At 62.2% G+C, this 20,300-nt stretch carries 17 protein-coding genes and 2 pseudogenes; 7 read left to right on the top strand and 12 right to left on the bottom strand.

Annotated features, from left to right (window positions below; translation table 11 throughout):
• Positions 1–55: 55 nt before the first annotated feature.
• The gene (locus tag P3R82_RS12610) at positions 56–955 is read right to left on the bottom strand and encodes a DMT family transporter (RefSeq protein WP_283194076.1); all 900 of its coding nucleotides are present in this window, start codon (positions 953–955) and stop codon (positions 56–58) included.
• A gap of 338 nt (positions 956–1,293) precedes the next feature.
• Between P3R82_RS12610 and P3R82_RS12605 the strand changes: the two genes are divergently transcribed.
• The 3 genes from P3R82_RS12605 to P3R82_RS12595 are packed head-to-tail and all read left to right on the top strand — an operon-like array spanning position 1,294 to position 4,486.
• Positions 1,294–2,703 carry a circularly permuted type 2 ATP-grasp protein gene (locus P3R82_RS12605; protein ID WP_018897244.1) on the top strand — a complete coding sequence of 470 codons (1,410 nt, stop codon included), beginning with the start codon at positions 1,294–1,296 and terminating at the stop codon, positions 2,701–2,703.
• A 4-nt stretch (positions 2,704–2,707) separates the two neighbouring features.
• The gene (locus P3R82_RS12600; RefSeq protein WP_112943882.1) at positions 2,708–3,649 is read left to right on the top strand and encodes an alpha-E domain-containing protein; all 942 of its coding nucleotides are present in this window, start codon (positions 2,708–2,710) and stop codon (positions 3,647–3,649) included.
• A 12-nt stretch (positions 3,650–3,661) separates the two neighbouring features.
• Positions 3,662–4,486 (top strand): transglutaminase family protein, encoded by an 825-nt coding sequence (locus P3R82_RS12595; RefSeq protein ID WP_283194075.1) that lies wholly within the window; start codon positions 3,662–3,664, stop codon positions 4,484–4,486.
• A gap of 35 nt (positions 4,487–4,521) precedes the next feature.
• Here P3R82_RS12595 and P3R82_RS12590 read toward each other — a convergent pair whose 3' ends face one another.
• The 9 genes and pseudogenes from P3R82_RS12590 to chvE all read right to left on the bottom strand — a co-directional run bounded on the left by P3R82_RS12590 (position 4,522) and on the right by chvE (position 14,181).
• Positions 4,522–4,746, bottom strand: a complete 225-nt coding sequence (locus P3R82_RS12590) for a hypothetical protein (RefSeq protein WP_283194074.1) — start codon at positions 4,744–4,746, stop codon at positions 4,522–4,524.
• Between the two features lie 106 nt (positions 4,747–4,852).
• Entirely contained in the window at positions 4,853–5,326 is a 474-nt protein-coding gene (locus P3R82_RS12585; protein ID WP_283194073.1) for a VOC family protein, read from the bottom strand.
• Positions 5,327–5,430: 104 nt separating this feature from the next.
• Positions 5,431–5,685 carry a hypothetical protein gene (locus P3R82_RS12580; protein WP_283194072.1) on the bottom strand — a complete coding sequence of 85 codons (255 nt, stop codon included), beginning with the start codon at positions 5,683–5,685 and terminating at the stop codon, positions 5,431–5,433.
• Between the two features lie 167 nt (positions 5,686–5,852).
• A complete protein-coding gene (gene araD, locus P3R82_RS12575) occupies positions 5,853–7,592 on the bottom strand; it encodes an L-arabinonate dehydratase (protein WP_183902302.1) in 1,740 nt (579 codons plus the stop codon).
• Positions 7,593–7,655: 63 nt separating this feature from the next.
• On the bottom strand, positions 7,656–9,089 hold the full coding sequence (locus tag P3R82_RS12570) for an aldehyde dehydrogenase family protein (RefSeq protein WP_283194071.1): 1,434 nt from the start codon (positions 9,087–9,089) through the stop codon (positions 7,656–7,658).
• A 70-nt stretch (positions 9,090–9,159) separates the two neighbouring features.
• Entirely contained in the window at positions 9,160–10,155 is a 996-nt protein-coding gene (gene araD1 / locus P3R82_RS12565) for an AraD1 family protein (protein ID WP_283196332.1), read from the bottom strand.
• Positions 10,156–10,281: 126 nt separating this feature from the next.
• Positions 10,282–11,490, bottom strand: coding sequence for a multiple monosaccharide ABC transporter permease (gene mmsB, locus P3R82_RS12560; RefSeq protein WP_283194070.1), 1,209 nt, complete (start codon positions 11,488–11,490; stop codon positions 10,282–10,284).
• Positions 11,487–13,024: pseudogene (mmsA, locus tag P3R82_RS12555) on the bottom strand (multiple monosaccharide ABC transporter ATP-binding protein). Before mmsA ends, mmsB begins: the two are co-directional and overlap by 4 nt.
• 92 nt (positions 13,025–13,116) lie before the next feature.
• Positions 13,117–14,181, bottom strand: coding sequence for a multiple monosaccharide ABC transporter substrate-binding protein (gene chvE / locus P3R82_RS12550; RefSeq protein WP_183902305.1), 1,065 nt, complete (start codon positions 14,179–14,181; stop codon positions 13,117–13,119).
• A gap of 270 nt (positions 14,182–14,451) precedes the next feature.
• On the opposite strand from chvE, the gene P3R82_RS12545 reads away from it, so the two are divergent.
• A complete protein-coding gene (locus P3R82_RS12545) occupies positions 14,452–15,456 on the top strand; it encodes a LysR family transcriptional regulator (protein WP_183902306.1) in 1,005 nt (334 codons plus the stop codon).
• Between the two features lie 101 nt (positions 15,457–15,557).
• Positions 15,558–16,086, top strand: a pseudogene (locus P3R82_RS12540) (hypothetical protein).
• On the opposite strand, the gene P3R82_RS12535 reads toward P3R82_RS12540, so the two are convergent.
• Entirely contained in the window at positions 16,087–16,335 is a 249-nt protein-coding gene (locus tag P3R82_RS12535; protein ID WP_183902308.1) for a hypothetical protein, read from the bottom strand.
• Positions 16,336–16,502: 167 nt separating this feature from the next.
• Here P3R82_RS12535 and iolG point away from each other — a divergent pair, with 167 nt between their 5' ends.
• Together iolG and P3R82_RS12525 are read left to right on the top strand one after the other, a co-directional pair.
• The gene (gene iolG, locus P3R82_RS12530; RefSeq protein ID WP_283194069.1) at positions 16,503–17,495 is read left to right on the top strand and encodes an inositol 2-dehydrogenase; all 993 of its coding nucleotides are present in this window, start codon (positions 16,503–16,505) and stop codon (positions 17,493–17,495) included.
• A gap of 307 nt (positions 17,496–17,802) precedes the next feature.
• Entirely contained in the window at positions 17,803–18,948 is a 1,146-nt protein-coding gene (locus P3R82_RS12525; RefSeq protein ID WP_283194068.1) for an acyltransferase, read from the top strand.
• Here the strand turns inward: P3R82_RS12525 and P3R82_RS12520 are convergent.
• Positions 18,945–20,162, bottom strand: a complete 1,218-nt coding sequence (locus P3R82_RS12520; RefSeq protein WP_283194067.1) for an ROK family transcriptional regulator — start codon at positions 20,160–20,162, stop codon at positions 18,945–18,947. The genes P3R82_RS12525 and P3R82_RS12520 overlap by 4 nt on opposite strands.
• Positions 20,163–20,300: the final 138 nt, after the last annotated feature.

Genomic DNA, 20,300 nt, shown 5'->3' with positions numbered 1-20,300 from the left:
AACAAGAAACGGCGGGAGAGATCCCGCCGTTTTCTATTGTGCCTGCTCGCTGAGCTTACTGCGCCTGCTCGCGCAGCGGCGCGGCCGACTGCCGGTTGGTCAGATAGACGCCGGTGACGACCACGATCGTGCCGATGACGAGCGGCACGGTCAGCGGTTCGCCGAAGGCGATGAAGGCCTCCAGCGCCACCGTCGGCGGCATCAGGTAGATCAGCGATGCCGCGCGCGACACCTGTCCGCGCCGGATCAGATAAAGCAGCAACCCCACCCCGCCCATCGACAGCCCGAAGACCGACCACACGAGGGCCGCGATCGCCGTTGCCGACCCGTCGAACTGCATGCGCTCGAAACCGAGCATCAAGGGGACGCTGACGACGAGCGCGCCGACATATTGCAGCGTCGCGATGGCAGGCAGGTTGCCGGCCTGCAGGTGCTTCTTCTGGTAGAGCGTTCCATAGGTGACCGAAGCCATCGCCAAGAGGTTGATGGCGAGCGGCACGATGGCATGCGCGAGATTGGCGTTGGCGGGATCGAACAGCTTCGGCGAGATGGCGATCGCGATGCCGACGAAGCCGAGCAGCAGCCCGGCCTTCTGCTTCGGCTGCAATCGTTCGCCGATCAGCAGTGGCGCCGCCATCGCCGTCAGAAGCGGCTGTAGCGCCGCGATGATGCCGGAGATGCCGGCCGGCACCCCATTGGCGATCGCCCACCACAGGCCGCCGAGATAAAAGCCGTGCAGGAAGAGCCCCGAATAGATCGCCCTCCACATCACTGCCCTCTCCGGCCACTGAACCCTGAGCACGAGACACAGCGCCAGGAACGCCAGCGCCGACAGCGCGAAGCGGATGGCGAGAAAGGTGAAGGGCTCGGAATGAATGGCCGCGTATTTCGCCACCACCCAGCCGGTGGACCACAGGAGAACGAAGATGGCGGGTGCGAGACGATCGAGCGACATTTGACACTTTCGAGAGCGAAGGCAGCGGGGATAACCGGGATCGACTGCCAAGGTCAAAGGCGAAGCGTTGATGCTTATTTCAAGTTTCATTGAAGCGCCGGCCACCATCGCCCGAAAATGAATCGCGCCGCGCGTCGAAAATAATCACATGCTCATGTTTTGAGCGGCAGGACCCGATTGCCCTTCGACATCGCGGCGCTACCTTCCCGAAAATGCTCAGTTTTTCGGCTGTTTTCGCCGAAACTCATGATTTTATGAATCTTCCGTCCGAACTGAGCATGCTTCTTGCATTGCTTTGTCCGTTGTACTCAAATGAAGAAAAAAGGGGAGCCACACCTTTGGCATTTGATGAAATGATCACCGGGGACGAAAGTCCGCGACAGCCATATGAGAAATACTTTGAGTGGTACAATAATCAGGATCGCGCTCATCTGATCGCCAAATCCCGCGATGCGGAAAACATCTTCCGCAAGACCGGCATCACCTTCGCCGTCTATGGCCACGCCGACAGTTCCGAAAAGCTCATTCCCTTCGACATCATCCCCCGCGTCATCTCCGGCCGCGAATGGCGCAAGCTGGCGCAGGGCATCGAGCAGCGCGTCATCGCGCTCAACGCCTTTCTCGACGACATCTATCACAAGCAGGAGATCATCCGCGCCGGCCGCATTCCGCGCGAGCTGATCGAGAAGAACGACGCCTTCCTGCCCGAGATGATCGGCTTCCGCCCGCCCGGCGGCGTCTACACTCACATCGTCGGCACCGATATCGTGCGCACCGGCGAGGACCAGTTCTACGTTCTGGAAGACAATGCCCGCACGCCGTCCGGTGTCAGCTACATGCTGGAAAACCGCGAGACGATGATGCACATGTTCCCGGAGCTGTTCCACGAGAACAAGGTGCGCCCGGTCGAGGATTATCCCTATCTGCTGCGCCAGTCGCTCGCCTCGCTCGCCCCTCCCGGCTGCAAGGGCAAGCCGCGTGTGGCGGTCCTGACGCCAGGCATCTACAATTCCGCCTATTATGAGCACTCCTTCCTGGCCGACACCATGGGCGTCGAGCTGGTCGAAGGCTCGGACCTTCGCGTCATCGACGGCAAGGTGAAGATGCGCACCACGCGCGGCTACGAGGCGATCGACGTGCTCTATCGCCGCGTCGACGACGATTTTCTCGATCCCCTCACCTTCCGCCCGGATTCCGCCCTCGGCATCCCCGGGATCATGGATGTCTACCGCTCCGGCAACATCACCATCGCCAACGCGCCGGGTACCGGCATCTGCGACGACAAGGCGATCTATTCCTACATGCCGGAGATCGTCGAGTTCTACACCGGCCGCAAGGCGCTTCTCGAAAACGTGCCGACATGGCGCTGTTCGGAGGCCTCCAGCCTGAAATATGTGCTGGAGCACCTGGAAGAGCTCGTCGTCAAGGAAGTGCACGGCTCCGGCGGCTATGGCATGCTGGTCGGCCCGACCGCCTCGAAGAAGGAGCGCGCCGATTTCGCCGAGAAGCTGCGCGCCAAGCCGAGCAACTACATCGCCCAGCCGACGCTCTCGCTCTCGACCGTCCCCATTCTCGTCAACAAGGGGATCGCGCCCCGCCACGTCGACCTGCGCCCTTATGTGCTCGTCTCCGACAAGGTGCAGATCATTCCCGGCGGGCTCACCCGCGTTGCCCTGAAGCAGGGCTCGCTGGTGGTCAATTCCAGCCAGGGCGGCGGCACCAAGGACACCTGGGTATTGGAGGATTGATCTGATGCTCGGAAGAACCGCAAACGGCCTCTACTGGATGTTCCGCTACTTCGAGCGCGCCGAGAATATCGCGCGCCTGATCGACGCCGGCATCCGCATGTCGCTGACCCGAAGCAGCGGCAGCGACGACAATTGGGACGGCGTGCTGCAGAGCGCCGGCGTCCGCGAAGCCTATGACGAGGGCCATTCGAAGCTGACCGGCCCTGATGCCATCGACTACCTGCTGCGCGATCGCACCAACCTGTCGAGCGTGATGTCCTGCGTCGATTTCGGCCGCAACAATGCCCGCATGGTGCGCACGGCGCTGACGCGCGAGACCTGGGAAGCGACCAACGAGTTCTGGATCGAGCTCAAGGAGCTCCTGTCGAAGCGGCTGAAGCCGGCCGACCTGCCGCAGGCGATCGACGTCATCAAGCACCGTGCCGGCCTGATCCGCGGCGCGCTGCACGGCTCGATGCTGCGCAACGAGCTCTACAACTTCGCCCGCATCGGCACCTTCATCGAGCGCGCCGACAACACCAGCCGCATCCTCGACGTGAAGTATTACGTGCTGCTGCCGGCCGTTTCCGCCGTCGGAACCTCGATCGACAACGTCCAGTGGGAATCGATCCTGCGCTCTGTCTCCGCCCACCGCTCCTACAGCTGGGCCTATGACGGCGAATACCGCGCCACCAACATCGCCGACTTCCTGATCCTCAACGGCCAGATGCCGCGTTCGCTCGCCTATTGCTACGAGAAGATCACCAGCGAACTCGGCCACCTCGCCACCGATTACGGCGAGCGGCTGAAGGCGCACGACACCGCCGACGCCATCCGCCAGTCGCTGAAGAAGCAGGCGATCAAGGACATCATGGATCAGGGCCTGCACGAATTCCTCGAGGACTTCGTCTCACGCAACAACCAGCTCGGACAGGAAATTTCCGACGGTTACCGGTTCTACGCATAGGCGGGTCGCGACATGAAACTGAAGATTAGCCACGTCACCGAATACCGCTACGACGAACCCTCCGCCTTCTCGCTGCAGCGCCTGCGGCTGACCCCGCCATCAGGCCCCGGCCAAAAGGTGCTGAACTGGTCGCTGCATGTCGAGGGCGCCAAGCCGGAGGTCGAGTATGACGACCAGTTCGGCAACCACGTCAATCTCGTCTCGCTGGAAGGCGAGCAGCAGGTGACGCGCATCGTCGCCGAGGGCGAGGTCGAGACCGAGGATCTGAACGGTGTCACCGGCCCGCATACCGGCTTCTGCCCGCTCTGGCTGTTCCTGCGCGATACGCCGCGCACCAAGCCCGGCAAGCTGGTGAAGGAACTGATCAAGGGCGTCAGCGGCGACAACGAGCTTGGCCGCATGCATGCGCTGATGAACACCATCCACGAGACGGTAGACTACCAGCCCGGCACCAGCGACGTCGAAACCACGGCCGAGCAGGCTCTGGAGAAGAAGACGGGTGTCTGCCAGGATCACGCCCACATCTTCGTCGCCGCCGCCCATGCGCTCGGCGTTCCCGCGCGCTATGTCTCGGGCTATCTGATGATGGAAGAAAAGATCGAGCAGGCGGCGACCCATGCCTGGGCGGAAGCCCATATCCCCGGTCTCGGCTGGGTCGGCTTCGACCCCGCAAACAAGATCTGCCCCGACGAGCGCTATGTCCGCATCGCCAGCGGTCTTTGCTACAAGGATGCCTCACCCGTATCAGGCATGCGCATCGGCACGCCGGGCGAAAAGCTGCAGGTGATCGTCAAGGTCGCGGACCAGGGGCAATCCCAGAGTCAGTCGCAGAGCTGAAGAGCATCGGCGGCCGCAACCGTGCGGCTGCCAGATCAATCGAATTCCAGAACCTTGCCCGACTGGAACAGAATGACCGACGGCCCCTCTTCTCCAACCGCGACATTAGCCTCGCGGCACCAGACAACCACACCGGCATAATCATTGACCATCGTTTCGGCGACATAGACAGCGGTGTCCTCGCGCTTCATCCGGCGTGGCTCGAACGCGTGCACCAGAGCGCCGCTGCCGTCGATGTTGAACGCGCTCAATACAATCAATTTCCGCACTCCTGGAATGAACGTTCTCCCGCGGCGATAACGGCAGGACGGCCGATTTCGTTCCCGGTGACGAGTGGTGCGAAGGAGAAATGAGCGAAGTCCTGGACTAGCCCCTGCGGGCAGCCTCGATCGCCGCGACGTCGATCTTGCCCATGTCCATCATCGCATCGAATGCGCGCTTGGCCTCGGCGCCGCCGGCGTTCATCGCCTCCGTCAGCACGCGCGGCGTGATCTGCCAGGAGACGCCCCATTTGTCCTTGCACCAGCCGCAGTCGCTTTCCTTGCCGCCATTACCGACGATGGCGTTCCAGTAGCGGTCGGTTTCCTCCTGGTCCTCGGTGGAAATCTGAAACGAGAAGGCCTCGTTGTGCTTGAAGACGGGGCCGCCATTGAGGCCGATGCAGGCAACGCCGGCGACGGTGAACTCGACGACGAGCACCTCGCCCTGCTTGCCCGAGGGATAATCGCCCGGCGCCCGCGTGATCGCCCCGACGGAGCTGTCGGGAAACGTCTTCGCGTAGAAGCGCGCCGCCTCCTCCGCGTCCTTGTCGTACCATACGCAGATCGTGTTCTTGGCCATCGCGCGCTCCTCCCGCCTTCGTTGCCTATGTCGGGACACATAAGGCGGAGATCACGGTTGACCAGCGCAACGCTGTTTTCGGCGCGTCCAAAATGGCGGCGGGATCAGAGGCTTTCGTATTCTTCCGCGGTGCGGCGGGTCGCCAACGAATAGAGCCAGTAGAAGGGGATGAAGCAGACGAGGACGGCGATTTCGAGCACGGAATGACGCGCCTTGGGCGTGTCGTCGGCAACGGTCTGCACCTCGCCCCTCACCTCACGCTGCGCGTTCTCGAGCAGACGGTTCACCAGCTGGCGATTGTCTTCCGTCTCGGTCCCGTCGGCGTCGTGATGAATGGTCTTCGGCGCGGGCTTGCGCATGTCTGGCCTCGTCGTCATTGCAGTGCAATCACAACCTAGCACGATTTTATTAAATCTTTAACTATAAGTGCGCGATCGGGCAGTCCGGTGCACGTCGGCCTCCCGATACGAAAAAGGCGGAGCTTTCGCCCCGCCTCCTCGTCGATTCACCCGATCGAAACGACCGATCAGTGGCTGTCCTTGCCCACCGCGCTGCCGCGACATCCCTTGAGGAAGTCGAGGTCGGCGCCGGTGTCGGCACCTTCGACGTGGTTCTGGTGCAGGAAGGCGTAGCCAGAGGTCGGCAGCTCGTGCTGCGGCTTCCACTCGGCCAGGCGGCGCGCCATCTCTTCGTCGGAGATATCGACGTGCAGACGGCGGTTCGGCACGTCGAGCTCGATCATGTCGCCGTTCTTGATGACGGCGAGCGGACCGCCGACGGCGGCTTCCGGCGAGGTGTGCAGAACGACGGTGCCATAGGCGGTGCCGGACATGCGGGCATCCGAGATGCGCACCATGTCGGTGATGCCCTTCTTCAGAACCTTCGGAGGCAGACCCATGTTGCCGACTTCGGCCATGCCGGGATAGCCCTTCGGACCACAGTTCTTCATGACCATGACGCAGGTCTCGTCGATGTCGAGATTGTCGTCGTTGATCTTGGCCTTGTAGTCGTCGATATCCTCGAACACCACGGCGCGGCCGCGATGCGTGAGCAGGTGCGGCGAAGCGGCGGATGGCTTCAGGACAGCGCCCTTCGGCGCCAGGTTGCCGCGGAGCACGACGATGCCGCCCGACTGCGTCAGCGCCTTCTCGGCCGGCAGGATGACCTCTTCGTTCCAGTTGACGACGTCCTTGACCTCGTCCCACATGGTTTCGCCCGAAACCGTCAGCGCGTCCTTGTGCAGCAGGCCGGCTTCGCCGAGGCGCTTGATGACAACAGGCAGGCCGCCGGCATAGAAGAACTCTTCCATGAGGTACTTGCCCGATGGCATCAGGTTGACGATAGTCGGCACGTCGCGGCCGCAACGGTCCCAGTCATCGAGCGTCAGGTCGATGCCGACACGGCCGGCCATGGCCAGCAGATGGATGACGGCATTGGTCGAACCGCCGATCGCCGCATTGGTGCGGATGGCGTTTTCGAAGGCCTGCTTGGTCATGATATCGGAGGGCTTCAGGTCGTCCTTGACCATCTGCACGATGCGGCGGCCGGTCAGCTGCGCCATCACCTTGCGGCGGCTATCGACACCGGGGATCGCGGCATTGCCCGAAAGCGCCATGCCGAGCGCTTCGGCCATCGACGCCATGGTGGACGCGGTGCCCATGGTGTTGCAGGTGCCGGACGACCGGCTCATCGAGGCCTCGGCCTCGAGGAATTCGGCCTGCGTCATCTCGCCGGCCTTCACCATTTCGGAGAACTTCCACAGATGCGTGCCGGAACCGACGCGCTCGCCACGGAAGTAGCCGTTCAGCATCGGGCCGCCGGTGACGACGATCGACGGCAGGTCGACGGAGGCGGCCGCCATTATCAGCGACGGCGTGGTCTTGTCGCAGCCGACCATCAGCACGCAGCCGTCCATCGGCTGGCCGCGAATGGTTTCCTCGATCGCCAGTGCCGCGAGGTTGCGGTACATCATGGCGGTCGGGCGGAAGGTGTTTTCGGAAGCCGAGAACACCGGCACTTCCATCGGGAAGCCGCCGGCCTCCCAGATGCCCGCCTTCACCTTCTCCGCCAGTTCGCGCAGATGGCCGTTGCACGGCGTCATGTCCGACCAGGTGTTGAGAATGCCGATCACCGGGCGTCCGTCGAACAGGTCGTGCGGGTAACCCTGGTTCTTCATCCAGCCACGGTGATAGATGACGTCACGGCTGGTGCCGCCGTACCATTCCTGCGATCGAAGCTTGCGCGGCCATTCCGCTTTTTTAAACATTGTCTTCTGCCTTCTGAGGGATGCCGAGCCGTTCTCGCGACGGCCCGTATCGCTATTTTGACGTCAGGCCAGCGTGTAGCTGGTCTTGACGGATGTGTAGAATTCGGCGGCGTACTTGCCCTGCTCGCGCGGACCGTAGGACGAGCCCTTGCGGCCGCCGAACGGAACGTGGAAATCGACACCCGCCGTCGGCAGGTTGACCATCACCATGCCGGCTTCGGCGTTGCGCTTGAAGTGCGTCGCATGCTTGAGGCTGGTCGTCGCGATGCCGGAGGACAGGCCGAACGGCGTGTCGTTGGCGGTCGCCAGCGCCTCTTCGTAATCCTTGACGCGGATGACCGAGACGACCGGACCGAAGATCTCCTCGCGGGAGATGCGCATCTGGTTGGTGGCTTCGGTAAACAGCGTCGGCTGCAGGTAGAAGCCGGGCGTGTCGCGCTTCAGAAGCTCGCCGCCGAAGGCGAGCTTGGCGCCTTCCTTTTTGCCGATCTCGATATAGTCGGTGTCGGTCTTGAGCTGCTTCTCGTCGACCACGGGGCCGATATGCGTACCCGATTTCATGGCGTTGTCGACCACGAGCGTTTCGAGCTTGGCCGTCAGCGCCGCCACGAACTTGTCGTGGATGCCCTCGGTGACGATCAGGCGCGACGAGGCCGTGCAGCGCTGGCCGGTGGAGAAGAAGCCGGAATTGGCGGCAGCTTCGACGGCGACGTTGAGGTCGGCATCGTCGAGGACGACCATCGGGTTCTTGCCGCCCATTTCCAGCTGGAACTTGCGGTTATGCTCGAGCGAAGCGGCGGCGACGCGCTTGCCAGTGCCGGTGGAGCCGGTGAAGGTGATGCCGGCGACATCCGGGCTGTCGAGCATGGCCTGGCCGACGACCGAGCCCTTGCCCATGACGAGGTTCAGGACGCCCTTCGGCAAGCCGGCACGGTGGAGAATATCGACGATCGCCCAGGAGCAGGCCGGAACCAGCTCGGCCGGCTTGAACACGATGGTGTTGCCGTAGCAGAGCGCCGGCGCGATCTTCCAGGCCGGGATGGCGATCGGGAAGTTCCAGGGCGTGATGATGCCGATGACGCCGAGCGGGTCACGGGTGATCTCAACGCCGATGTTCGGACGCACCGAGGGGATGGTTTCGCCGGCAAGGCGCAGCGCTTCGCCCGCGAAGAATTCGAAGATCTGCGAGGCGCGGATGGTCTCGCCGATGGCTTCGGGAAGCGTCTTGCCCTCTTCGCGGGCAAGCAGCGCGCCGAGCTCGTCCTTGCGGGCCATGATCTCGTCGCCGGCCTTCTTCAGGATGACGTGGCGTTCCCAGATGCCGGAGCGCGACCAGGCCGGGAATGCGGACTTGGCGGCGGCGATCGCGTTCTTCGTGTCTTCCGCCGAACCATCGGCATAGAGGCCGACGACTTCGTTCGTATCCGACGGGTTGATGTTCTTGGTTGCGTCCGAGCCGATCCATTCGCCGGCGATCAGGTTCTGATAAATGGTCATGGGCCCTGCAAGCCTCCTTTACCGCTTATGAAAGAGTGGCCCGACCGCCAATGCGCCGGGCCATGAGAAATCAGAGCTGCTTGACGACGATCTCTTCTTCGGCGTCGATCTTCAGCGGATTGCGCAGCGGCAGGCCGAAGTCGGCGACCTCGATCTCGAACACGTCGCCCTCTTCCGTCTTGATGCCTTCGGCGAACGACAGCGTCGCCGTGCCGAACATGTGCACGTGCACGTCGCCGGGCGCGCGGAACAGGCCGTACTTGAAGTGGTGGTATTCGAGGTTGGCGAAGGTGTGCGACATGTTCGCCTCGCCCGAAAGGAAGGGCTTTTCGAAGATCACCTTATCGCCGCGCTTGATGCGCGAGGTACCGCGGATATCGTCCGGCGCCGCACCGATGCGGATCTCGGGACCGAAGCTTGCCGGACGCAGCTTGGAGTGCGCGAGGTAGAGATAGTTCTGGCGCTCGGTGACGTGGTCGGAAAACTCGTTGGAGAGCGCGAAACCGATGCGGAACGGCGTGCCGTCCTCTGAAATCACGTAGATGCCGGCCATCTCGGGCTCTTCGCCGCCGTCGAGCGCGAAGGACGGGGAGACGAGTGCGGCGCCGGGAGCTGCCGCGCCATGGCCGTTGCCCTTGTAGAACCACTCGGGCTGGACGCCCTTTTCGCCGGCCTTCGGCTTGCCGTTCTCGAGGCCCATCTTGAACATCTTCATCGAGTCCGTCAGCGTCTCTTCGGCGGCCTCGGAGGTCTTCTTGTGCATGCTGTCACGCGTCGCGGCCGAGCCGAGATGCGTCAGGCCGGTGCCCGTCAGATGCAGGTGCGCGGCATCCGGATGCGTCATCGGCGGCAGAAAGCGGCCTTCCGCGTAAGCCTTCTCGAGATCGACGGCATCGCCCAGGCCATGCGCCTCGATCACCGATGCCAGCGACTTGCCGCCATTCGCGGCTTCCATGGCGAGCGCGTAGACGCTGCCGGCGTTCTTGACGGCTTTCGCGGTACCGCCCGGCTCGCGCACGGCGACGACGATCTCTCCGTTCGAACCCTTGATCTGCGAAATAAGCACGGTCTTCATCCTTTTTTCGATTGCGCGGAATGTGCTCCGCCGTTCCGGCTCCCGAGGGAGCCGGATGACACGTTCATGTCACTGCGAATTCAAGTCACTGCGAATAGGTGGGCAGCGCCGAAGCGCTTAGCCCTTGTTCTTGTTGTAGACGTCGAAGAAGACGGCTGCGAGCAGCACGAGACCCTTGACCATCTGCTGGAAATCGATGCCGAGACCGACGATCGACATGCCGTTGTTCATGACGCCCATGATGAACGCGCCGATGACGGCACCGGTGATCTTGCCAACGCCGCCGGATGCCGAGGCACCGCCGATGAAGCACGCCGCGATGACGTCGAGCTCGAAGCCGACGCCGGCCTTCGGAGTCGCCGAGTTCAGGCGGAGCGCCACGATCATGCCGGCGAGACCGGCGAGAACGCCCATGTTGACGAAGGTGAAGAAGCTCAGGCGTTCGGTGTTGATACCCGAAAGCTTGGTGGCCTTCTCGTTACCGCCCATCGCGTAGATGCGGCGGCCGATCGTCGTGCGACGGGTGACGAAGCTGTATGCAGCGATCAGCACCAGCATGACGATGAGAACGTTCGGCAGGCCGCGATAGGTCGACAGCAGGTAGCCGAGGGCCACGATCGCCAGCGAAATGATGACGTTCTGGGCGATGAAGAAGCCCATCGGCTCGACGTCGATGCCATGGCTCTCGTTCACCTTGCGGCGGCGCCAGGCGAGGTAGAACAGGATGACCGGCAGGATGACGCTGAGCACCAGCGAGGTGAGCTGCGTCGGCACGCCGAAGAGATCGACCATGCCGCCCGGCAGGAAGCCGGTGGACATGACCTGGAATTCCCTCGGGAACGGACCGATGTTCTTGCCGCCGAGAACGGTCAGCGTCAGGCCGCGAAACACCAGCATGCCGGCCAGCGTCACGATGAACGACGGAATCCGGTGATAGGCGATGAAATAGCCCTGCGCGGCGCCGATCATGCCGCCGATGACGAGGCAGAGAAAGGCCGCGAGCCAGAAGTTCATACCCCAGGAGACGGTGAAAATCGCCGCCAGCGCGCCGACAAAGGCGACGATGGAGCCGACCGACAGATCGATATGCCCCGCCACGATGACCAGCAGCATGCCGAGCGCCATGATGACGATGAACGAGTTCTGGAGAACGAGGTTGGTCAGGTTGACCGGTCTGAACAGGATGCCGCCGGTGTAGAACTGGAAGAACACCATGATCGCGACGAGCGCGATGAGCATGCCGTATTCACGAATGTTGCCGCGGATGTAATCGACGACGGAAACGACGTTGCTTTCCTCGTGACTGGTCGGGTTGACAGGAGTCATTGTTTCTTCTCCCCAGAGCGCATGATGGCGCGCATGATGGTTTCTTGGCTCGCTTCGCCCTTCGGCAGTTCAGCGACGATGCGACCTTCGTTCATCACATAGATGCGGTCGCAGTTGCCAAGCAGTTCCGGCATTTCCGACGAGATCATCAGAACGCCTTTTCCATCGGCAGCAAGCTGGTTGATGATAGTATAAATTTCATATTTTGCACCCACGTCGATGCCGCGGGTCGGCTCGTCGAGGATAAGCACGTCGGGATCGGAGAACAGCCACTTGGACAGAACCACCTTCTGCTGGTTGCCGCCCGAGAGATTGACCGTCTCCTGGTAGATGCCCGAAGAGCGGATGCGCAGCTTCGACCGGTAGTCGGTCGCGACCTTGCTCTCCTTGATGCCGTCGATGACGGTACCGCTCGAAATGCCCGCCAGATTGGCCAGCGACGTGTTGTGCATGATGTTGTCGGCGAGCACGAGACCGAGATGCTTGCGGTCTTCCGTCACATAGGCAAGGCCGGCATCGATCGCCTTGCGCACGGTGGTGGTGTCCACCTGCTTGCCGTCGACATAGACCTCGCCGCTGATCTTGTGGCCATAGGCCTTGCCGAACACGCTCATCGCGAATTCCGTGCGCCCGGCTCCCATGAGACCGGCGATGCCGACGACCTCGCCCTTGCGGACGTTGACGTTGATATCGTGCAGGACCTGACGGTCGCGATGCTGCTGGTGGAAGACGTTCCAGTTCTTCACTTCGAAGATGGTTTCGCCGATCGGCACCGAACGCGGCGGATAGCGGTCCTCGAGATCGCGGCCCACCATGTTTCGGATGATGGTGTCCTCGCTGATCTCTTCCTTATGACAGTCCATCGTCTTGACGGTCATGCCGTCGCGCAGAACCGTGATCTGGTCGGCGACCTTGCGGATCTCGTTGAGCTTGTGCGAGATGATGATCGACGTGATGCCCTGCTTGCGGAACTCCATCAGGAGGTTCAGCAGCGCATCGGAATCGCTTTCGTTCAGCGAAGCCGTCGGCTCGTCGAGAATTAGCAGCTTGACGCTCTTGGACAGGGCCTTGGCGATTTCGACGAGCTGCTGCTTGCCGACGCCGATGTCGGTCACGAGCGTGTTCGGAGATCGCGCAGGCCCACCTTGGCGAGCAGCTGCTTCGTGCGGTTGAAGGTGGTTTCCCAGCTGATGACGCCGCTCTTCGCATTCTCGTTGCCGAGGAAGATGTTTTCCCCGATCGACAGCAGCGGTACGAGCGCCAGTTCCTGGTGAATGATGACGATGCCGATCTCTTCGGAGTCCTTCAGGACTTTGAAGTTGCGGACGTTGCCGTCGTAGAAGATTTCCCCGTCATAGGTGCCCGAGGGATAGACACCGGAAAGAACCTTCATCAGGGTGGACTTGCCGGCCCCGTTTTCCCCCACAACTGCGTGAATCTCACCTTGGCGAACCTTCAGGTTCACGTTCTCGAGCGCCTTCACACCCGGGAACGTCTTGGTGATGTTCCGCATTTCGAGGAGTGTATTTTCCATGATCATAATCCAGCGCCGTGGCCGCAAGATCGGCCAGGCGTTCAAAAATCGGAAACCGGAATCCGCGCGAGCGGATTCCGGCGTTCGTCAGATTACTTCAGCTGGTCTTCTTTGTAGTAGCCGCTGTCGACGAGGACGGTCTTGTAGTTGTCCTTGGTGACGGCAACCGGCTTCAGCAGGTAGGACGGAACGACCTTTACGCCGTTGTCGTAGGTCTTGGTGTCGTTGACCTCAGGCTCCTTGCCGGACATGACGGCATCGACCATGGCAACGGTAACCTTCGCCAGTTCGCGGGTATCCTTGAAGATCGTGGAATACTGCTCGCCTGCGATGATCGACTTGACGGAAGGAACTTCCGAGTCCTGGCCGGAAACGACCGGGAGCGGCTGGTCGCCGGAACCATAGCCTACGCCCTTGAGCGAGGAGATGATGCCGATGGACAGACCATCGTAAGGCGACAGAACGGCGTCGACCTTTGCGTCGGTGTAGTTAGCCGAGAGCAGGTTGTCCATGCGGGCCTGGGCCGTTGCCGGGTCCCAACGCAGCGTGCCGACCTTGTCCATGCCGGTCTGGCCGGACTTCACGACGAGCTTGCCGCTGTCGATGTAAGGCTGCAGGACCGACATTGCGCCATCGTAGAAGAAGAAGGCGTTGTTGTCGTCAGGCGAACCGCCGAACAGTTCGATGTTGAACGGGCCCTTGCCGTCCTTGAGGCCGAGCTTGTCGACGATCGTGCCGGCCTGAAGAACGCCGACCTGGAAGTTGTCGAAGGTTGCGTAGTAGCTGACATTGCCCGAATCGCGGATCAGGCGGTCATATGCGATGACCTTGATGCCTGCATCGGCGGCCTTCTGCAGCACGTCCGAAAGCGTTGTGCCGTCGATCGAAGCGATGACGAGAACCTTGGCGCCCTTCGTGACCATGTTTTCGATCTGCGAAAGCTGGTTCGGAATGTCGTCGTCGGCATACTGCAGGTCGGTCGTGTAACCGGCTTCCTGGAGCTGCTTGACGATGTTGTTGCCGTCGTCGATCCAGCGAGCGGACGACTTGGTCGGCATGGCGATGCCAACGAGACCCTTGTCAGCGGCGACAGCCGGCATGACGAACGAAGCAACGCCGAAAGCGGCCGCTGCCATCAACGAGATAATGGATTTCATCTCTCTCTCCCTAAGTTAATAAATGCGCGGGCGACTCCTCGCCCACCCCGAACTGTGGCGGGTTTCGTATTGGATAATACTTCAGATAGCGAGAAACGAAGTAGGTCTCCTCCACGCTCTCACACGTGTTGAGTGCCAACCAGCACACGGCGGCAAACTGGTATGGATTCCTATAACTGTCAAATAGAATAACTGGCAAAAGGCATAACAAATTTGGTATATCGTTAAAAAGTATTACTTTTGATGGAGAGCAGTGGGGAGGCTGCAACCATGTCGAGCAATTCAGGGCATGTGGCATTAGAAAACGTGGATATACAGACGGACATTTTTGGGGATGACGGCCTTCTGCGGGCGGGCCTCAAGCTGAATCACCTGCGGATGCTCGTCGCAATCGAAGATAGCGGGCAGATTTCGGCCGCCGCCGAGGCTCTTAACATTTCTCAGCCCGCCGCGTCGCGAATGCTGTCGGAAATGGAGACGATCGTTAAGACAGCCCTCTATGAGCGCGTCGCCCGCGGCGTGGTGCTCACCACCTTCGGCGAGGCACTCGCAAGACGTGCGCGCAAGATCATGCTGGAACTCAGGGAGGCAAACCGCGAGATCGCGGAGCTGAAATCCGGCAAGGGCGGATCGGTCTTCATCGGCGCGGTGACGGCGCCCGCCATGAGCCTCGTCGTACCCGCCATCAAGGAAATCCGCACGGCGCTTCCCGGCATCGAGGTCACCATCCAGGTCGAGACCAGCAACGTGCTGGCCCGCGAGCTTCTGGCCGCCCGCCACGACTTCGTCATCAGCCGTATCCCCGACGACCTCAACCCCAGGCTCTTCGAGGTTCAGGAGATCGGCGTCGAGCGCGCCTGCCTGATCGTGCGCAGCGGCCATCCGCTCCTTCAGAAGGGCGTGGCCAGCCTGACCGACCTGACGGGTTACGACTGGGTCTTCCAGCCGCCCGGCACGTTGCTGCGACGCACGATCGAGGATCTCTTCCTGTCGCGCGGCGTCGCCGTGCCCGACAATGTCGTCAACACCTCGTCGCTGCTGCTCACCTGCGCCATCATCTGCGAGACGAACGCCATCGCTCCGATTGCCGTCGACGTCGCCAACTTCCTGGCGACGCAGCGCTCGCGCGCCTCCGATGTGCGGATATTGCCGATCGATTTCGAGATCAACGTCAGGCCCTACAGCCTGATCACCGCGAGGGAGCGCGCCTTGCCCCCCAGCGCCCGGATGCTCTACGACCTGGTGCTGGCCGAGAGCAGGAAAGCCGGCGCCTGATCGCTGGCGGCTGCCCCTCGCCGCCGGCCTGACCAATGAGGCCTCGCAAGCCCCGCGCCATGTTGGTCGCGTCATATGCCCTTTCGCGCAAGGGAGGCTTCATGCTGTTCGGACAATCGGTGTTCCAGTCGGTCCTCGATCGCCTGAAGGAAGAGGATGGCGACACCGCCCGCGAAGCCGTTTCCGTCTCGCACCGCGTGCCGGGCTTCACGACCGGCCTCGCCTTCGACGTCATGCAGGGCGTGTCCGTCCCGTCGGCGCGGCCCGGCCAGGCCTATTTCGACAATCTGGAATTCGAAACCTTCCGCGAGGCGACCTGCGACACGCCGCCGCCCGAGCAACCACCCGAGCAAGCCGCCGCCCCGGTCCCCGAAATCGAGCCGGAGCCGGAGCCGGTCATGCCGCCGCATCTCGCCCGCACCGCGCTATCGGACATCGCCGGGGAACTCGCCATTTCGGCGCAGGACAGCATCCAGGGCCTGAGCGACAAGCGGCGGAGCTTCGCCAAGACAGAATCACCCCGATCGCGTCCACCCGCTTTTTCGCGACAACGCCACCAAGCGCATGACGATCGCCAATCTCCTGATCGACGAAGCGATCCGTCGCAAGACGCGAAGCGCCAGGCGCTGATTACGCGTCGTTCTCGCGATCGTCCCGCGTCGCCACGGGCTCTGGCGCCTTTTCCGCCGCAGGGTCCGGCGCCTTGTAGCGCCACAGAAGCATGTAGGCCGCATAGACGCCGGCGCCGGCTGCCAGAACCGCCCAGAAGGGATCGCCCCATATGGCCTCGATCCCTGTCCAGCTAAGGCAGACCACGACGATGAGAACGCGCACCCACAAAGCGCGGTAGGCCGGGTGGCTTGGATCGATCAGTTGCATCTCATTCCCACATATAAATTGTTACACGTCTTTAAGATGGTTTCTTCAAATGTGAAAGAGCCGCGGACTTGACGAAACGGTGATAAGATGGAATGAAAATTCCACAATGAGATAAATTCGGTCCATTCATTCCGCATCCGGGCGAGCCGAATTCAAGGGAGGAAGTCATGACAGTCAGATTTGGTCTTCTTGGTGCCGGTCGTATCGGCAAGGTTCACGCCAAGGCGGTCAGCGCCAACGCCAATGCAAGGCTGGTTGCCGTCGCCGACGCCTTTCCCGAAGCCGCCAACGCCATCGCATCGGCCTATGGCTGCGACGTCCGCACCATCGAGGCGATCGAAGCCGCCAGCGATATCGACGCCGTCGTCATCTGCACGCCGACCGACACCCATGCCGACCTGATCGAGCGCTTCGCCCGATCAGGCAAGGCGATCTTCTGCGAAAAGCCCGTCGATCTCTCCGTCGAGCGCGTCAAGGCCTGCATCAAGGTGGTGGAAGAGACCAAGGGCAAGCTGATGGTCGGCTTCAACCGCCGCTTCGACCCGCACTTCATGGCCGTGCGCGGCGCGATCGACGACGGTCGTATCGGCGACGTCGAGATGGTGACGATCACCTCGCGCGATCCGGGTGCCCCGCCGGTCGACTACATCAAGCGTTCCGGCGGCATCTTCCGCGACATGACGATCCATGACTTCGACATGGCCCGCTTCCTGCTCGGCGAAGAGCCGGTCGCCGTCACGGCAACGGCCGCCGTCCTCGTCGACAAGGCGATCGGCGAAGCGGGCGATTACGACAGCGTCTCGGTCATCCTGCAGACTAGGTCGGGCAAGCAGGCGATCATCTCCAACTCCCGCCGCGCCACCTACGGCTACGACCAGCGCATCGAGGTGCACGGCTCCAAGGGCATGGTCTCGGCCGAAAACCAGCGCGCCGTGTCGATCGAAGTCGCCAATGGCGAAGGCTACACCCGCCCGCCGCTGCACGATTTCTTCATGACCCGCTACACCGAAGCCTATGCCAACGAGATCTCGAGCTTCATCGCCGCCATCGAGAAGGGCGCCAGGATCTCCCCCTCGGGCGCCGATGGCCTCGCGGCCCTGGTGCTCGCCGACGCGGCCGTCCAGTCCGTCAAGGAAGGCAAGCTGATCAAGATCGGCTGACGGTTTTCTCCCCGACCGAAAGCCGTGCATGAGATGGCCGGGGCCCGACCCGGCCATTTCTCGTTTTTGCCTCCGGCAACATCGCCGCTGCGACCCCAACCCTTCGAATTCGCCTGTAACATTTGCCTGCTTCGATCACAAAGCGGTCCTTGCCGCGAACCGCGCAAGTGCGTTGGCGCGTTTGCTTATTAGCAGATTTTCCGCACGTCTGACGTGTGTTACAACGCTCGCAGTATCTGAATCACCATTGGATTACCTCAATTTTCGCGCCATTCATGGCACCTTCGACGAACCGGGTGATCAATAGATGGCGGATATTTCGGGCGCTTCCGGGCGAATTGGCAGTCTCGATGGCTTGCGCGGCATCGCCGCGTTATGGGTGCTGGTCGGCCACGCAATGCTGCTGACCGGCTGGCGTGTGCCGCTGATCGGCGACCCCGATCTCGGTGTCGATCTCTTCATCATGCTCTCCGGCTTTCTGATGGTGTTTCACTATCAGCTGCGCCAGGAGAAGGAGCCCTGGTCGGAGATCTCGACATGGTCGAATTTCTGGACGCGCCGGTTCTTTCGCATCGCCCCGCTCTATTACGTGATGCTGGCGATCGCCATCGCGCTCGGCCCCGTCATGTTCGACAGCCGCATGGTGATCGACCGCTTCCTCCAGATCACGCCGCAGCTGCCCGAGCGCTACCTCGACGGCAGCTTCGAGAATGTGATGATGCATGTGAGCTTCCTGTTCGGCCTGTCGCCGGCGCACGCCTTCCGAACACCGCTGCCGGACTGGAGCATCAGCCTGGAAATGCAGTTCTATGCCGTTCTGCCGTTCCTGATGCTCTTCATCCACAGGCTGGGATGGCTGCGCGGCAGTATCGGCATCGTCGCGACAGGCGTCGCGATCTCGATCGGGCTGCGCCTTGCCGGCATCAATTTCCCGATGCCGTCCTTCCTGCCGCTGAAGATGCACATCTTCATCGCCGGCATGCTGCTTGCCGGCGCGCTCAATGTTTCGAGCAGGAGAGCCTTCGTCCACTTCCTCCTGGCGGTGGTCTTCGTGGCCCTACCGATCGGTGGCGGCATGACGGTGCCGCGCGAGGTCGTGCGGGTCGGGCTGGTCGTCGCCTTCTTCGCGCTGATCTTCCACGCGCACCTGCCGCGCCTGCTGGCAAGGCCGCTCAACCGGATTTCCGATTTCATGGGCAACCGCTTCTTCCACGAGCTCGGCGAACTCTCCTTCGGCGCTTATCTTCTCCACCTGCTGATCATGCAGCCGGTCATCGCCTACCTCATCAAGACCTTTGGCAACGATATCAGCGACTTCCAGAGATTTCTGCTCTCACTCGCCATCACCGTGCCGATCGTCTACGCGCTGTCGGCGATAGGCCACAGATGCATCGAGATGCAGGGACAGAAGATCGGCAAGATGCTCACCCGGCGCCGGGCGACCGCGGCTTAGATGTGGAACCCGGCCTGGACGATATCGCCGTCGATGACCGACAGCGCCCGGTTAAGGTGACCCTCGAACACCAAGAGCGGCTCGTCGAACACGACGCGCAGCTCGGGCATGCCCTGCATCCTGACCATGTGCGACTGGGCAAGCCCCTCCTCGATGCCGGGCCTGAGCAGATCGTAATAGCGGGTGCCGGGCCCGGTGATCGCGACCGGCATCCTCTCGGTGAGGCTGAGAAGCCGCGACAGCCCGTTGCCGAGGGCCACGCCCGCCTGCCGGAAGGCGAAGGCCGACATCCGGTGACCCTGGCGCGCCCGCGCCGCGATTTTGTCCAGCTCGCCAACGGGCACGAACTTCGCCGGGATCGTATCGTCGGGCACCTCGAAGGCCATGCGCAGGATCGCGTAGAAACCGGCATAGGCTTCGATGCACCCCCTGCTCCCGCATCGGCAAAGCCCGCCATTGGCCACATGCAGCATGTGCCCGAAATTCGGCGCCGAGATCTCCCGCTCCGCCGGCCCCGCGTTGCGGACGATCCCGAGCCCGATGCTGTGCCCGAGCGACAGCGCCGCCAGCGACCGCAGCCCCTCCGGATTGCCCGCATCCTCGCGCGCGCCAAGCGCCGCGGCGACCAGCAGCGTCTCGTTGTCGAGAATGATTTTGGCCTGCCATGAGGCCCTCAACGCCGCCTCGAAATCGATCCGCTCGCTGCCGAAGATCGGCGACCACAGGAGCACGGCATCGTCGGAGCTCACCAGCCCCTTGCTGCTGATCGAGATCAGCTTGATCTTGGTCCGCGACAGGCGCGAGCGCGATAGCAGCCGCTCCAGCCCCTCGCCGACAGCATCCGCAGATCGTGCCGCGCCATGAGGGTCGTGCGATCGCTCCTCGCTGAACCGGTCGATCAGCGTGCCGGCGTAATCCACCAGGGAATATTGTACGCCATCGGACGAGATGATGACGACGATCAGATAGCCGCAGTCGCGCCTCGGGCGAAACTGCACGCGCGGCCGCCCCCTGCCGCTCGCCGCCTGCTGCTCGGATTTCTCGATCACCTCGCCCTTCTCCAGATCGGCCGTGATCGCCGAAATCGTGGCGGAGGAAAGTCCGGTGAAATCAGCTATTTCGGTATGGGAAAGCGCGCCATGACGCCTCAACGCGGCAAGCACCAGCACGCTGTTGCGCTGTCGCACCAGTTCCGTGCTCGATCTGGTCAGCATGAAGGCCGCCCTATTCCCGCGTGCATTCCACCCCTCGTTCACACCGTATCTCCAACAACCTCCACGTGAGAGATCATTCACAGGTAGTGCGGTGTTGACAGTTGAAAAAATCTCTGACACTTAATTTCTCGACTGTCG

Source organism: Rhizobium sp. AN80A (assembly GCF_030053015.1).
GTDB classification, from domain to species: Bacteria; Pseudomonadota; Alphaproteobacteria; order Rhizobiales; family Rhizobiaceae; genus Rhizobium; species Rhizobium metallidurans.
The sequence above is the reverse complement of the archived record's forward strand: the minus strand, read 5'-3'. Positions and strand labels throughout refer to the sequence as shown.

Bases quoted from the DNA above. Each gene is read 5' to 3' on its own strand.
- P3R82_RS12600 (WP_112943882.1), top strand. From the start codon at position 2,708: ATGCTCGGAAGAACCGCAAACGGCCTCTACTGGATGTTCCGCTACTTC.
- P3R82_RS12545 (WP_183902306.1), top strand. From the start codon at position 14,452: ATGTCGAGCAATTCAGGGCATGTGGCATTAGAAAACGTGGATATACAG.
- P3R82_RS12525 (WP_283194068.1), top strand. From the start codon at position 17,803: ATGGCGGATATTTCGGGCGCTTCCGGGCGAATTGGCAGTCTCGATGGC.
- P3R82_RS12570 (WP_283194071.1), bottom strand. From the start codon at position 9,089: ATGACCATTTATCAGAACCTGATCGCCGGCGAATGGATCGGCTCGGAC.
- mmsB (WP_283194070.1), bottom strand. From the start codon at position 11,490: ATGACTCCTGTCAACCCGACCAGTCACGAGGAAAGCAACGTCGTTTCC.
- chvE (WP_183902305.1), bottom strand. From the start codon at position 14,181: ATGAAATCCATTATCTCGTTGATGGCAGCGGCCGCTTTCGGCGTTGCT.
- P3R82_RS12595 (WP_283194075.1), top strand. From the start codon at position 3,662: ATGAAACTGAAGATTAGCCACGTCACCGAATACCGCTACGACGAACCC.
- iolG (WP_283194069.1), top strand. From the start codon at position 16,503: ATGACAGTCAGATTTGGTCTTCTTGGTGCCGGTCGTATCGGCAAGGTT.
- P3R82_RS12610 (WP_283194076.1), bottom strand. From the start codon at position 955: ATGTCGCTCGATCGTCTCGCACCCGCCATCTTCGTTCTCCTGTGGTCC.
- P3R82_RS12535 (WP_183902308.1), bottom strand. From the start codon at position 16,335: ATGCAACTGATCGATCCAAGCCACCCGGCCTACCGCGCTTTGTGGGTG.
- P3R82_RS12580 (WP_283194072.1), bottom strand. From the start codon at position 5,685: ATGCGCAAGCCCGCGCCGAAGACCATTCATCACGACGCCGACGGGACC.
- P3R82_RS12585 (WP_283194073.1), bottom strand. From the start codon at position 5,326: ATGGCCAAGAACACGATCTGCGTATGGTACGACAAGGACGCGGAGGAG.
- P3R82_RS12520 (WP_283194067.1), bottom strand. From the start codon at position 20,162: ATGCTGACCAGATCGAGCACGGAACTGGTGCGACAGCGCAACAGCGTG.
- araD (WP_183902302.1), bottom strand. From the start codon at position 7,592: ATGTTTAAAAAAGCGGAATGGCCGCGCAAGCTTCGATCGCAGGAATGG.